This window comes from Sphingopyxis sp. LARHCG72, from assembly GCF_052871675.1.
In genome coordinates, this window is record NZ_JBIXJU010000001.1 from 766,887 (window position 1) to 780,422 (window position 13,536).

13 protein-coding genes are annotated in these 13,536 nt (G+C 65.3%); 3 read left to right on the top strand and 10 right to left on the bottom strand.

Annotated features, from left to right (window positions below):
- Nucleotides 1-18: 18 nt before the first annotated feature.
- A complete protein-coding gene (locus ACIPPQ_RS03720) occupies nucleotides 19-456 on the bottom strand; it encodes a c-type cytochrome (protein ID WP_446542847.1) in 438 nt (145 codons plus the stop codon).
- Nucleotides 456-1,106 (bottom strand): c-type cytochrome, encoded by a 651-nt coding sequence (locus tag ACIPPQ_RS03725; RefSeq protein ID WP_446542848.1) that lies wholly within the window; start codon nucleotides 1,104-1,106, stop codon nucleotides 456-458. The genes ACIPPQ_RS03720 and ACIPPQ_RS03725 overlap by 1 nt, the downstream gene beginning before the upstream one ends.
- Nucleotides 1,107-1,286: 180 nt before the next feature.
- Between ACIPPQ_RS03725 and ACIPPQ_RS03730 the strand changes: the two genes are divergently transcribed.
- Complete coding sequence (locus ACIPPQ_RS03730) at nucleotides 1,287-2,180, top strand: prephenate dehydratase (protein ID WP_446542849.1); 894 nt, start codon at nucleotides 1,287-1,289, stop codon at nucleotides 2,178-2,180.
- Between the two features lie 3 nt (nucleotides 2,181-2,183).
- Here the strand turns inward: ACIPPQ_RS03730 and ACIPPQ_RS03735 are convergent, their stop codons facing one another.
- From ACIPPQ_RS03735 to purT, 6 genes are all read right to left on the bottom strand, one after another.
- On the bottom strand, nucleotides 2,184-2,858 hold the full coding sequence (locus ACIPPQ_RS03735) for a CDP-alcohol phosphatidyltransferase family protein (protein WP_446542850.1): 675 nt from the start codon (nucleotides 2,856-2,858) through the stop codon (nucleotides 2,184-2,186).
- 118 nt (nucleotides 2,859-2,976) lie between these two features.
- A complete protein-coding gene (locus ACIPPQ_RS03740) occupies nucleotides 2,977-3,474 on the bottom strand; it encodes a hypothetical protein (RefSeq protein WP_446542851.1) in 498 nt (165 codons plus the stop codon).
- A gap of 25 nt (nucleotides 3,475-3,499) precedes the next feature.
- Nucleotides 3,500-5,101: a hypothetical protein gene (locus tag ACIPPQ_RS03745; RefSeq protein WP_446542852.1), complete on the bottom strand. Its 1,602-nt coding sequence runs from the start codon at nucleotides 5,099-5,101 to the stop codon at nucleotides 3,500-3,502.
- Nucleotides 5,098-6,795 (bottom strand): Hsp70 family protein, encoded by a 1,698-nt coding sequence (locus ACIPPQ_RS03750; RefSeq protein ID WP_446542853.1) that lies wholly within the window; start codon nucleotides 6,793-6,795, stop codon nucleotides 5,098-5,100. The genes ACIPPQ_RS03745 and ACIPPQ_RS03750 overlap by 4 nt, the downstream gene beginning before the upstream one ends.
- A gap of 100 nt (nucleotides 6,796-6,895) precedes the next feature.
- Nucleotides 6,896-9,706, bottom strand: a complete 2,811-nt coding sequence (gene polA, locus ACIPPQ_RS03755; protein ID WP_446542854.1) for a DNA polymerase I — start codon at nucleotides 9,704-9,706, stop codon at nucleotides 6,896-6,898.
- 28 nt (nucleotides 9,707-9,734) lie between these two features.
- Nucleotides 9,735-10,913 (bottom strand): formate-dependent phosphoribosylglycinamide formyltransferase, encoded by a 1,179-nt coding sequence (gene purT, locus ACIPPQ_RS03760; RefSeq protein ID WP_446542855.1) that lies wholly within the window; start codon nucleotides 10,911-10,913, stop codon nucleotides 9,735-9,737.
- Between the two features lie 95 nt (nucleotides 10,914-11,008).
- Between purT and ACIPPQ_RS03765 the strand changes: the two genes are divergently transcribed.
- Nucleotides 11,009-11,464 (top strand): nuclear transport factor 2 family protein, encoded by a 456-nt coding sequence (locus tag ACIPPQ_RS03765; RefSeq protein WP_446542856.1) that lies wholly within the window; start codon nucleotides 11,009-11,011, stop codon nucleotides 11,462-11,464.
- A 43-nt stretch (nucleotides 11,465-11,507) separates the two neighbouring features.
- On the top strand, nucleotides 11,508-12,194 hold the full coding sequence (locus tag ACIPPQ_RS03770; RefSeq protein ID WP_446542857.1) for a helix-turn-helix domain-containing protein: 687 nt from the start codon (nucleotides 11,508-11,510) through the stop codon (nucleotides 12,192-12,194).
- A 9-nt stretch (nucleotides 12,195-12,203) separates the two neighbouring features.
- Here the strand turns inward: ACIPPQ_RS03770 and ACIPPQ_RS03775 are convergent, their stop codons facing one another.
- Nucleotides 12,204-12,686, bottom strand: coding sequence for a GFA family protein (locus ACIPPQ_RS03775; RefSeq protein ID WP_446542858.1), 483 nt, complete (start codon nucleotides 12,684-12,686; stop codon nucleotides 12,204-12,206).
- 87 nt (nucleotides 12,687-12,773) lie between these two features.
- Nucleotides 12,774-13,478, bottom strand: coding sequence for a glutathione S-transferase family protein (locus tag ACIPPQ_RS03780; RefSeq protein WP_446542859.1), 705 nt, complete (start codon nucleotides 13,476-13,478; stop codon nucleotides 12,774-12,776).
- Nucleotides 13,479-13,536: the final 58 nt, after the last annotated feature.

Here is a 13,536-nt window from a genome sequence, read left to right on the forward strand (position 1 = left end):
AAGGCGGGGGCGACGATATTATTTTTTCGACTGTTCTTCCAGGAACAGGATCAGCGCCTTGCGGTCGGCGTCGTCGATCACGCCGGCAAAGGCCATGCGCGTGCCCGGAACCGCCTTCATCGGGGCCTTGAGATAGGCGTCGAGCGCGGCTTCGTCCCAGACGCCGCCTTTCGCCTTCATCGCGCCCGAATAGGAAAAATCGGGTTTCGACGCGACGGCGGCGCCGACGACGCCGTGCAGGTTGGGGCCGATTCCATTGGAACCGCCTTTGTCGACCGTGTGACAGGCGACGCAGCGCCGGAAGATTTGTTCGCCCATCGCGGCGGTCGGTGCGACCGTGGGTGCCGGTGCCTCGACGCCGGGTTCGCCCGTCGCAGGCGCCTCGGCGGGAGGCTCGCTCTTGCCGCACCCGGCGAGCGTCAGCGCGCCCGCCAGCAGGACGGGCGCGATGCGCATTATTTCTTGGCTTCGGCGGGGGCGGGCGCTGCCGCAGCGTCGGCCGCCGGAGCGGCGGCGCCTTCGGCTGCGGGGGTCGCAGCGGCGGCTTCCGCAGGCGCGGCGCCGTCGGCCGGTGCAGCGGCAGCTTCGGCGGCGGGCAGCGGCAGGTTAGAACCCTGGCTGTTCAGATAGACGATCAGGTTTGCGCGATCTTCGGCGCTGCTGAGGCCGGCGAACGACATCTTGGTGCCCGGGGCGTATTTACGCGGGCTTTTCAGCCATTCGTCCATGCCCGCGAAGTCCCAGTTGCCGGGGACGCCCTTCAGCGCCGCCGAATAGGCGAAGCCCGGGACGTGGCCGTGCGCCTTGCCAAGCGCGCCCCACAGATTCGGGCCGATGCCGTTGGCGCCGCCCGATGCGATCGTGTGGCACGCCGCGCATTTTGCGAACACCGCTTCGCCCTTCGCCGGATCGGCAGCGGCGAGCAGGTTGGGAAGCGGCACGGCCGATTCGCCGCCACCGGCGCCGCCATCGGCGTCTTCGATCGGATAACCGGGCTTTTCGGGATTGTGGCTGGCGAACAACATGCTCGACCCGACGGTCAGGCCCAGCGCGCAAATGCCGGCAAACAGTACCCAGCCGGCAATAGTATTGTTGCGATTGTCCATGCGTAGCAGCCCCGTTAGCTGACGCCCGCTTGCCGGGCGCATATTTGATTTGGACGCTCCCTTACTGGTGCGGCGACGGCGGCGCAAGGGGATGAAATTGCGTCAGGGACCGCCGGCGCACTGGTTGCGCGCGAGGGGCGGGGTCGCTATGCGCCGCGGTTCAAGCGTGGGAAGGCAATCATGGGCAGTTATTCGGCTTCGGCACAGCATCTGGTCGACGGAATGCGGACGGCGGCGCTGGCCGAGCCCGCGCGCGGGCTGGCCTTCCAGGGCGCGCCGGGCGCGAACAGCGATCTTGCGGCGCGCGAATATGATCCGAACTCGCTGCCGCTGCCCTGCTATGCGTTTCAGGACGCCATCGACGTGGTGCGCGACGGCCGCGTCGACCGCGCGATCATCCCGATCGAGAACAGCCTGCACGGCCGCGTCGCCGACATCCATTTCCTGCTGCCCGAATCCGGCCTGTCGATCGTCGGTGAGCATTTCCTGCCGATCCGCTATGGCCTGATGAGCCGCGACCTCGGCCCTGTGACGCGGGCGATGAGCCATGAACAGGCGCTCGGCCAGTGCCGTCACTGGCTGCGCACAAACGGCATCGCGCCGGTCGCGCACAGCGACACCGCGGGTGCCGCGGCATGGGTCGCCGACAGCGACGAGGTCGGGCTCGCCGCGCTGGCGCCGCCGCACGCGGCCGAACTCTATGGCCTGACGCTCCACGGTACGGGGATGGAGGACGCCGATCATAATACGACGCGTTTCGTCATTCTCGCACGCGAACCGCTGGCCGATGTTGCGGCGATCGATGGGCCGCTGATGACGACCTTCATGTTCGAGGTGAAGAATATCCCCGCGGCGCTCTACAAGGCGCTCGGCGGCTTCGCGACCAATGGGGTCAACATGACGAAGCTCGAAAGCTACCAGACCGGTGACAGCTTTGCCGCGACGCAATTCTATTGCGACATCGTTGGTGCGCCGGGCGATGAGCGGATCGACCGCGCGCTCGAGGAACTCGATTTCCAGACCAAGTCGCTGCGCCTGCTCGGCACCTATCCGCAGGCGCGGGTACGCCGTTAGCGACTAGCCGCCGCGGCGGCGAAGCATCCGCGCGGTCGCCGACGTCTGGACGATGAACAGCGTCACGAGGATGCTCGAGACGGCGAGCGCGAACAGGTCGAAGACCGAGAAATTGGTGCCGCCGATATCGCCGCCGCCGACGATCGGCATCGCGATCGTCATCGCCATCAGCATCAGCCGCAGCTCGGTCGGACCCCCGGCCATATAGGACAGGCGGAATTCGCCGAGGATTTTCGCGGCGATGAAGGTGTGGATCGACAGCAGGAAATAGCCGATTACCGCCATCAGCGCGACGTCGAGCCGCATATAAGGGCTCATTCCGATCGCGCTGATCATCAGCAAGGTCGCCAACGCGTCGACGCTATGGTCGACGAAATAGCCATAGTTGGGCCGCTCGATACCGCGCCAGCGCGCAAGGCTGCCGTCGAGCGAGTCGCCGAACCAGTTGACGATATAGCCGACAAGCGAGAGGCCGAGCCATTCGCTGTCGAACCAGCTCAGCACATAGCCCGCGGCGACGAGTACCGCGCCGGCAAAGCCCAATGTGGTGAGCTGGTCGGGTGTCACCCAGCCGGGAAGGCGTGCGCATAACCAGTTGAGAAGGCGGCGTTCGCTGCGCGCGAGGACATTCTGCTGGATGCGGACCGGCGCCTTCGCGACGGGTTCGAACTTGCTCATGAGGACCCTTTGTTGCCGGCTGTCACAAAAGTGCCGGCCGGATGTCATCGCGGCGTCATAGAGGCAAAGTCCGGTTTGCGAAAGGGCAGGGCGGTCGCGCGCCGCATGCGTGCGACGATCAGTCCTGCCAGGGCCCGATTTCGCCGACCTCGCCGATGTTGCGGTACCGCACGGCGTCGTCGACCCATGCGACTTCCCACATCGGCGCGGGGCGCGCCCATTCGCCGATCACGAACAAGGGCAGCTTGTTCGCCGCGACGAAGGCGAGGTCGTCGGGGGTCGGGCCGGGGACGGTGGTTTCGGACCGCTGGTGCAGCCGCACGACCGCGAGCGTACCTTGCGGTGGCGGCGGCAGCGACTGGCGCGCGGATATCGCGAAGCTGGCGCCGATTTCGGGATTACCGCGGTCGTCGCGTGACAGGATCAGGATCTTGTCGGCGGTCGGATAAGGACCGCTGACGGGGCGCCCCGCCACCTTGCGCCCGGCGATCGCCGCGAACGTCCGGACGTCCTCGTCGGGGATCGACGGCGTTGCCGCGACCGCGGCGGCGGGCGCCGCTGCGCCCGACGGCTGTGCGGCGAGGGCCGCGAGCAGGAAAAAGGCAGGGGGAATCATCGTCCGCTTCTCTCGATTCGATAGCCTATAGCAGGACCGGCAGAATCTTTTCGGATTGTTTGCGCGGGATTTCAGTCAGCAGTTCGAGCAAGCTCGTGGTGACGATGCACGTATCGAGGTCGTTGGAATCGCGCGCGCTGACGGCGGCACGAACGCGCTTTTCGCTGAGGCCCGAACGGTCGATCAATTTCCCCACAAGCTCGCCCGGCAACACGAATTCATTGGGTGCGAACGCCCATTTGACCGTGCCATAATCGTCATGCAGCACCGTATAGATCTGGTTTCGATAGGCTTCGGTCAGAATGACCGGCGCATTGCCGCTGCGGGCATATAGTGCGGGCTGGACGATGAATTGCACGCAGCCTTGCGGATCCTTCCGCAGCTTTTTCAGCGCGGCGACGCGGAGCTTTGCATCGGCGACCTGACGATCGGACGGCAATTTGTCGACCGTCATGAAATAGGCGTCGGTCAGGTCCTTCATCAGGACATTGTCCGCATTCTTCTGGTCGTCGGGAAGATATTTCGCCCGCTGGTGAAGCTTGTCATAGATCGCCGGGCTTTTGGCCTTCAGCGATTCCAGGGTGCGGCCCTTGGCAACAGCTTCGGGAAAATTGCGGCCAAGAAACGCGGTGACCGCCTGATCGGCATTTTCTGCCTCCAGCGCCGCGGCCATGGCGGGATTGGCGTCCCTCTCGAGCGACTTGGTGTCCAGCGCCGAACATTGCGGCAGCGCCCCAAAGAAGATGCAGACGAACACAAACCACACCCAAGGGTTCGGTCCCCCGACGCCGCCGCTCCGTTCGACCTTCTTTTCCCAGCGCGCGACAAGGTCGGGCTGCCAATGCTCCTGCTCCAGCCAGGGGTAATCGCGGCGGACCGTCGCGATCAGGTTGGCCATACGCGGCTTGTCGATAGCCCGCGTCCACAACGGGCCCTTGGGCTTTCCGCTCGTCAGTTCCAGCCATTCGCGATGATAGGCGTGGCCGGGCGTGCCGAGTTCGTGGACCAGCGACCGGCCGTCATGCGCGTTGAAGAGCCACGGAATCGCCGGGTGGATGCCCAGTTCATGCGCGCGCTCGGGCCAGTGGAAATATTCGGCGACCTTGGGAAACAGGTCGGCGCCGCGCGGGAAACGGTCGGCGAGCAATTGCGCGAGCCAGCCTTCAACGCGTGCATAATGGCCGAGATCGGCCATGCGTTCGTCGGCAAACAGCGCATCGACATGCTGCCCAAGCTCTTCGGCATCGGCCGGTGCCAATTCATCGTCTTGCAGGAACAGGTCGACGACGCGCTGAAAACGCCGGTCGTCCTCTTCGCTGTACGCGACTGTGAAAACAGGCTTTTTTTCGGGTTCGCTGACCGTCGGCGGCGTTGCTTCGGGTTCGGTGCCTTCGTCGAACAGGTCCCCGAGGCCGAAATCATCCTCATCTTCTTCGTCGGCTGCCGGCGCATGGAGGAATTGACCCGAAAGCGCCGCGTCGCGCGCATCGCGCAATTCCATATAGGCTTCGGTCTCGGCCTCATGATCGAGCGCCTTGAGCAGCCGCGAATAGGCTTCGCGGATCGACTTGCGGTCCTCGGTCGGCGCGATGTCGAGGACGGACCACGGCCAGTGCACGCTGGTCACAGCCGGTGATCCTGCTCCATTTCCCGCAGCGCATTTGCCATCGACCCGCGGGCTTCCTCGATCGCGCGCGGATCCTGCGTTTCGAGCACGCCTTCGAAATGGAGCAGCATTCGCGCGATATGCTCGCGCCGCTCGTCGATAAATTCTTCATAAAGCCGCGCCGCCCAGCCGGCGATATACTGGTTTTCGGCAACGTCGCGTGGGTGCGTCTTGAGCGCCGCGAGCTGATCGCGCCGCGCTTCGAGCTGGTCGGCCGTCAGCGCCTCGCTGTCGTCGGCGATCAGCATCGACCGTGTCTCGCCCGTCTCGGGGATCGTCACGTCGACGTCGAGCAAGCCCGAACTGTCGTAGGTGAAGCGGCAGTCGATCGAGACCTGTCCCGCCGGCTTCTTGGGAATGGGGAACTCCATCGTGCCGAGCAGGATGTTGTTCGCAACCTCGCGCGATTCGCCTTGGTAGATGTTGAGTTTGATGTGCGACTGGTTGTCCGACATCGACGCATAATTGTTGGTGCGGCTGATCGGGGTCGGGCTGTTGCGGCTGATGATCGGCGAAAACAGGCCATCGCGAAGGCGGCCGTGGCTGTCATATTCGGTGACTTCGACGCCCAGCGTGAAGGGACAGATATCGGTGAGCCGCACTTCGTCGAGCGCGGCGTTGCGCGCGACCAACCCGGCCTGGATCGCCGCACCGATGGCGACCGCGTGGTCGGGGTGCACGACATGATTGGGAAAGCGGCCGAACATCTTCGTGATCGCCTTCCGGATGATCGGCATTCGCGTCGCGCCGCCGACAAGAACGATGTCGCTCAGCGCTTCGATGCGCAAATTGCTGTCGCGCAGCGAACGCAAGATCGGATCGCGGAGGCGCGCGAGCAGCGATCCCGACAGCGTTTCGAACTGGTCGGCGGTAATCGTCAGGTCGAACTGCTGGTCGGAGAGGGTGAGCGTGACCTGCGCCTCATTCTGGTCGGTCAGCATCCGCCGCGCCATGTCGGCAACCTGGAACAGGCGGGCATCGAGCAGGTTGCGCCGGACGTCGGAAGGGAATGTGTGGTTTGCCGTCCAATGCGCGACGATTGCATTGGTGAAATCGTCGCCGCCCAGTCGGTTGTCGCCCGACGAAGCACGCACTTCGACGATCGCGTCGAACATTTCGACGATCGAGACGTCGAACGTGCCGCCGCCCAGGTCGAAAACGAGAAAAGGTTCGCGGTCCTCCTTGTCGGCGATACCGAAAGCGAGCGCGGCAGCGGTGGGCTCGTTGAGCAACCGCGCGACCTTCAGCCCGGCGAGTTCGCCGGCGCGCCGCGTCGCCTTGCGTTGCTTGTCGTTGAAATAGGCAGGGACGGTGATGACCGCCTCGGTCACCTCCCGACCGGTCGCGGCCTCGATATCTTCTTTCAGGCTGCGCAGGACGATCGCCGACAGATCTTCGGCCTTGAACGAATATCGGCCGATCTTGATGGCGCGGCTGGTTCCGATGAAACGCTTGAAGCTGGTGATCGCTTCGCCGGGTTTCACCACCCAGTGATTGAGCGCCGGCTTGCCGACCAGGGTTGTTCCGTCGGGCAATATGGCAACCGCCGACGGCGTCAACAGATCGCCCAGCGCGTTGGGGATCAGCCGCGTTTCGCCATTTTCAAAGATTGCCGCTGCGCTGTTGGTCGTACCCAAATCGATGCCGACGATCATCTTGCCCCCGAAATTCCCCGCGATGTGGCGGATTCGCCATCATCAGCCTTTCGGGGTGCAACATGTCTTTTCTGCAATCAATGGAAAGTTCGTCCGGCTATCAATGCGCTTCGCCCCAGCTCTTGCCGATGCCGATCTCGACTTCGAGCGGGACCGACAGCGTCAGCGCCGGTTCGGCGGCGCCCGACATCACCGCGCGGATCACCGCGCCCGCGGCTTCGGCCTTGTCCTCGGGTGCCTCGAACACGAGTTCGTCATGGACCTGGAGGAGCATCTTGACGTCCGAAAGCCCTGCATCGGCCAGCGCTTTCGGCATCCGCGCCATCGCGCGCTTGATCAGATCGGCACTGGTGCCCTGGATAGGCGCGTTGATCGCGGCGCGCTCGCTGCCGGCGCGTTCATTCTGGTTCGCAGCCTTGATGCGCGGGAACCAGGTTTTGCGGCCGAACAAAGTCTCGGTGTACCCCTTGGCACGCGCGCTTTCGAGCGTGTCGGTGATATAGTCCGAAATCCCCGGGAAGCGTTCGAAATAGCGCGCGATCAGCGCCTGTGCCTCGTCGGGCGAGACTTCGAGGCGGCCCGCGAGGCCCCAGCGCGAAATGCCGTAGAGGATCGAGAAGTTGACCGTCTTCGCCTTGCCGCGCGTGTCGCGGTTGACCTCGCCGAACAATTCGATCGCGGTCGCGGCGTGAATGTCCTGCCCCTGCGCGAAGGCTTCCTTGAGTTCGGGAACGTCGGCCATATGCGCCGCGAGCCTGAGCTCGATCTGGCTATAGTCGGCTGCGATCAGCACATGGCCGGGCGCCGCGATGAAGGCGTCGCGGATCTGGCGGCCGGTTTCGGTGCGGATCGGGATATTCTGCAAATTTGGGTCGGTCGACGACAGCCGCCCGGTCTGGGCGCCGACGAGGCTGTAGCTCGTGTGCACACGCCCGGTGGTTGCGTTGATCTGCTGCTGCAAGGCGTCGGTATAGGTCGACTTGAGCTTCGCGAGCTGGCGCCATTCGAGGATCTTGCGCGCGATCGGCACACCGTCGCGTTCGAGCCGTTCGAGTTCGTTCTGGTCGGTCGACCAGTCGCCCGACTTGCCCTTGCGCCCGCCCTTCAGGCCGAGCTTGTCGAACAATATTTCGCCGAGCTGCTTCGGGCTGCCGATCGCGAAGGGCTGGCCGGCGAGGCCGTGGATCTCGCCCTCGATGCGCAGCATCTCGTTGGCGAACTCGCCCGACAGGCGCGCGAGATATTCGCGGTCGACCATGATGCCCGCGCGTTCCATCCCCTCGACCACCGCGGCGAGCGGACGGTCGACCATTTCGTAGATGCGCGTTCCGCCCTCGATCGGGAGGCGGAGTTTGAGCATCCTCCACAGGCGGAGCGCAACGTCGGCGTCCTCGGCGGCATATTCGGTCGCGCGGTCGAGCTGAACTTCGGCAAAGCTGATCTGCGATTTGCCCGTCCCGCACATTTCCTTGAAGGTCAGGCAGGTGTGATCGAGGTGGAGCTTGGCGAGTTCGTCGAGCCCGTGCTGATGCTTGCCCGCGTCGAGCGCGAAGCTCATCACCAGCGTGTCGTCATAGGGGGCGACAGTGACGCCATGCTGCGCCAGCACGCCGATGTCATATTTGAGATTGTGCCCGACTTTCAGCACCGCTTCGTCGGCAAACAGCGCGTGCAGGCGGCCGAGGGCGTCATCCATCGGAATCTGCTCGGGCTTTTCGGCGAACATGTCGGTGCCGCCGTGGCCGAGGGGGATGTAGCAGGCGCGGCCGGGTGCGGTCGCCATGCTGACCCCGACGAGGCGGCCGGTGACGCTGTCGAGGCTCGCGGTTTCGGTGTCGACCCCCACGACATGCGCAGCGCGCGCTTCGGCGATCCAGCGGTCGAGCGCCTCGACCGTCGTCACCGTCTCGTAAAGCGACCGGTCGATCGCGGGCATCGGCGGCAGTGTGGGTGTCGACGGCCCGGTGGGGGCGGCGACCGGCGCGGCACTCGCGCGCGGAAGGGTCGGCGGACCGCCGGGCGTGCCGCCAAGGTCGAGCTTGGCCGAGAGCGAGCGGAAGCCATGTTCGTCGAGAAAGGTCTTGAGCGGCAACGGCGGGATCGCGCCGAGCTTAAGCGTGTCGAGCGCGTCGGGCAGCGCGACGTCGCGTTTCAGGTCGACGAGGATGCGCGACAATTCGGCCATCGCGCGGTGCTCGATCAGATTTTCGCGCAGCTTCGACGCCTTCATCCCCTCGGCGCCGTCGAGCGCGGCGGTGAGGTTGCCATATTCCTGGATCAGCTTGGTCGCAGTCTTGGGACCCACGCCGCGCACGCCAGGAACATTGTCGACGCTGTCGCCCATGAGCGCGAGCACGTCGCCGACGAGGTCGGGCGTAACGCCGAACTTCTCGTTCACCGCGTCCAGCCCCAGCCGGACATTCTTCATCGTGTCGAGCATGTCGACATGCGGCCCTTCCGCGGGTTCGCGGATCAGCTGCATCAGATCCTTGTCCGACGACACAATGGTGACGTCCCAGCCTTCGCGCACCGCGGCCTCGGCATAGGAGGCGATCAGATCATCGGCCTCGAATCCCTCCATCTCGATGCACGGCAGCGAGAAGGCGCGTGTCGCGTCGCGGATCAGCGGGAATTGCGGACGGAGGTCCTCGGGCGGTTCGGGGCGGTTCGCCTTATACTGGTCGTAAATCGCGTTGCGGAACGACTGGCTGCTATGATCGAGGATCACCGCAAGATGCGTCGGCCCGTCGGCGTCGTGCAGATCCTTCGCGAGCTTCCACAGCATCGTCGTATAGCCATAGACCGCGCCGACGGGCACGCCCTTGGGGTTCGTCAGCGGCGGCAGGCGGTGATAGGCGCGGAAGATGTAGCTGGAGCCATCGACCAGATAGAGATGATTCTTATCGGACATGGCGGGGATGTAGCAGGGGAGGTGCGGGCTAGCGATAGTCGATCACGAGTTTCGCCGCCGCCGCGACTGCCGCGGCGCGGGCCTCGTCGGTCGTGCCGCCCGCGACCTTCGCCAACGCAACGCCCATGCGGCGATACGGCCGCGTGACCGGCTTGCCGAAGATGCGCGCATCGATGGCGGTTTCGGCGTCCGGCGGAGCCAACGCCTCGGCAAGCCCGGTGATCGCAAAGTCCGATGCGTCGCGGTCGGCGAGCAGCACCGCGCTCGCGCTCGCGTCGGGGACCGCGATGGACGGGATCGGGAGGCCGAGGATCGCGCGGGCATGGAGATCGAATTCGGAGAGCGACTGCGAGATCAAGGTCACCATGCCGGTGTCGTGCGGGCGGGGCGAGAGTTCGGAGAAGATCACCTCGTCGCCCTTCACGAAATATTCGACCCCGAAGATGCCGTGGCCGCCGAGCGCATCGACGACCTTCGTCGCCATCGCCTGCGCCGCGGCGAGCGCCGCATCGGACATCGCCGCGGGCTGCCAGCTTTCGCGGTAATCGCCGCGTTCCTGGCGGTGGCCGATCGGCGGGCAGAAGGCGACGCCATCCTTGTGGCGAACGGTGAGCAGCGTGATCTCGTAGTCGAAGTCGATAAAGGCTTCGGCGATGACGCGCAGCCGGTCGCCGCGCATCCCGGCGGCGGCATAATCCCACGCCGCGTCGATGCCGGTGGCATCCCTGACCGTGCTTTGCCCCTTGCCCGACGAGGACATGACGGGCTTCACAACGAGCGGGAAGCCGATGCGTTCGGCGGCGGCCGCCAGCTCCTCGCGGCTCGTTGCATATTCGAAGGTCGAAGTCTTCAAGCCGAGTTCGCTCGCCGCGAGGTCGCGGATCGCGTCGCGGTTCATCGTCAGTTGCGCGGCGCGCGCCGAGGGGACGACATGAAAACCTTCGGCTTCGACCTCGGCAAGGATTTCGGTACGGATCGCTTCGACCTCGGGGACGATATGATCGGGGCGGTGCTTCGCGATCGCGGCGCGCAGCACCTCGCCGTCGAGCATCGAAAAGACCTCATATTCGTCTGCGACCTGCATCGCTGGCGCGCCTTCATAGCTGTCGCACGCGATAACACGGCAACCGAGCCGCTTGGCCGAAATCACGAACTCGCGTCCGAGCTCGCCCGAACCGAGGAGGAGGATGGTGGCGGTGGGGGTCATGCGTTCGCTCCGATTCTGTCGGGCTTCTCACACCCGATATCGCCGCCGGACGCAATGCACGTTTGTTCAACGCGCGCGGGCGCGCGTCGCATAGGGTGGTCGCACAGCAAGGGAGAAAGTCGATAGCCACCGCACAGCTTGAAAAGACCCTGCCGACCGAAGCGCTGTTCGACCGCTATCATGTCGGATGGGAAACGAAAGACGCCGACCTGATCGCGTCGCTGCATTCGGAGGACACGATCTTCCAGCTTCACGACGGGTCCGCGCCGGTCATCGGTCGCGATGCGCTCCGCGCGCATTGCCGTACGTTGTTCGATACCTATGATTTCTCGCAGATGATGGGCCGGCGGCTGTACGGCCACGATTATTGGGTGTTCGACTGGACGATGGTCCTGTCGCTCGCGCTTCCCGACAATAGTCGCTTCGTCGCGCATATCGAGATGGTCGACGTCGTCAAAGTCGATGCGGAGGGGCTGGTCGTGAGCAAGCACGTCTATCCCGACGCGCAGCAGATGAGCGCTGCCTTTGCCCGGGCCGGGATCGTACGATAGCGGTGGCTTGCGCGGGCCGCGCGTGCGGAGGATAGTCGCGGCCATGCCCGACCCGGTTTTGCCCTTCCTCAATTCCTGCTTCCCGGTCGGGACCCGGAGGCTCGCGGCGCACGCCAATCCCGTGGCGGCGGTGCTGGTCGGGCGCACCGGGCCGCTGCGTCTCGAACGCGACGGGCAGCGCGTCGAGGGCGATGTCGTGCTCGTCCGGCCCGGGATCATCCATGCGGTCGACTTTGCCGAGCGCGGCGCCGACGTCCTTTATCTCAACGGCCTTGCCTTTCCCTTCGACGCGCCGCTGGGGCAGGCTCTATCGGGCAAGCTCGCCTATGCGGCGCACGATGCGATGCAGGGCGATGCTTCGGCGGTTGCCGCGCTGCGCGACCGGCTGGCCCCTTCGGCCGGGGCGATCCCGCCCGCGGTCGCCGCGGCGGTTGCCGCGATCCATGCCGACCCGATGTGGCGGATGCCGCAGGGCGAGCTGGCGCGGCGCCTCGGCATGGAGCGAACACAGGCACTGCGCCTTTTCAAGGCGGCGACGGGGCAGGGTTTCCGCGCGTTCAAGCTCTGGTCGGCGCTGCAATATGCGACGCAGCAGATGGCCGAGGGAGCGCTGGTGCGGACGGCGGCGATGGATGCGGGCTTCGCCGACACGGCGCATCTTTCGCGCGCCTTTCGCCGCTTCTTCGGCCTGACCCCCAGTGCCGCGATAGCAGGACTTTCGGTGAACTGACGCCGGCGCCTATTCGGGCCAGACGTCCGTGTCGTGGTCGGGATGCTGGTGGTTGCTCGCCCGGATCGCGCCGACGAGGCCGCTCATCGTTTCCTCGGTCGTGCCTTCGGCCTTGATCGGCAGGCCGGCAAAAACCGGCAGGCGGCCTTCGACACCGAATTGCATCTTCGGCGCAAAGCGCGCCGGTTCGTCGAATGACCCGGTCGTCAGGTTGATGTGCCGGCTTTCGGGATAATCATAAAAAAGCGGGGTGCCGCAGTCGCGGCAGAAACCGCGCGCCGCCTTGTCCGAACTGTTGAAAGCGGCCGGCTCGCCGCGCGTCCATGTGATGGCGTCGCGGGGCACGCCGATCAGCGCGATGAAGAAATTGCCCGCCGCCTTCTGGCACATTCGGCAATGACAGATGTGCGAGCTGTCGAGCACGGCGGTGACATGATAGCGCACGGCGCCGCACTGGCACCCGCCCGAGGCTTCGGTTTTGATCCGGTCCATGGTGCCTTGCTATCAAAGGTGGCGGGTGCCCACAATCGCACAAGCGGGGAGGCGGTGCGCAGCGGCGATGCGCCGCGCACCATCCCATCAGGCACCGTAACGCGCGATCACCTCGGCGAGCGGGACATGGCCGAGGCAGAGGCCCCGCCCCGGTGCCGTCTCGCCGCTTTCGAGCGCGGTGGCATAGGCGACGGCCGGGTCGGCCTCCAGCCTTGCGCGCAGCGCAGCGATCCTGGGCCAGCGAACGGGCTCGGCGACCTCGTGAAACTCCAGCCAGCGCGCGACCCCGATGAACAGCGCATCGGCCAGCGTCGGCCGGTCGCCGACCAGATAGGGGCTGTCGCCGACCATTTCCTCCAGCCGGTCGTGGCGCCCGATCACCGCCTCTTTGCCAAATTCGCGTAGCGAGGCCTGCAACGCGGGGCGTGGCGGGTCCATTTCGAGCGCGACCCACAGCGGGGTGAAAGATCCAGTGAAACCCGAATTGATGAACCCCATCAGCTGGGTCATCCGGTCGGCCTCGCGTGACAGCGGGTCGAAGCTGATGCGCCGTTCGCTGTCGCGCGCCGCGAACCAGCGCGCGATCGCCATGGTTTCGGTGAGCACATGGCCTTCGTCGGTAATCAGCGCCGGGGTTTCGTGCCGCGCGTTGATGCGGGCATAAGCGGGCTCGCGCATTTCGCCGAGCATGTCGACGCGGCACAGACGATAGGGTTCGCCCAGCCATTCGAGGGCCGCGACAAGGCCCATGGAACTTCCCAGCGGGAAGCCATAGATAAGGATCGGTTCCAATATATTGCTCCATCTCAAGGGAGGAGCTGCGCAGCGAAGCCAGATATAAGGCGCGCTA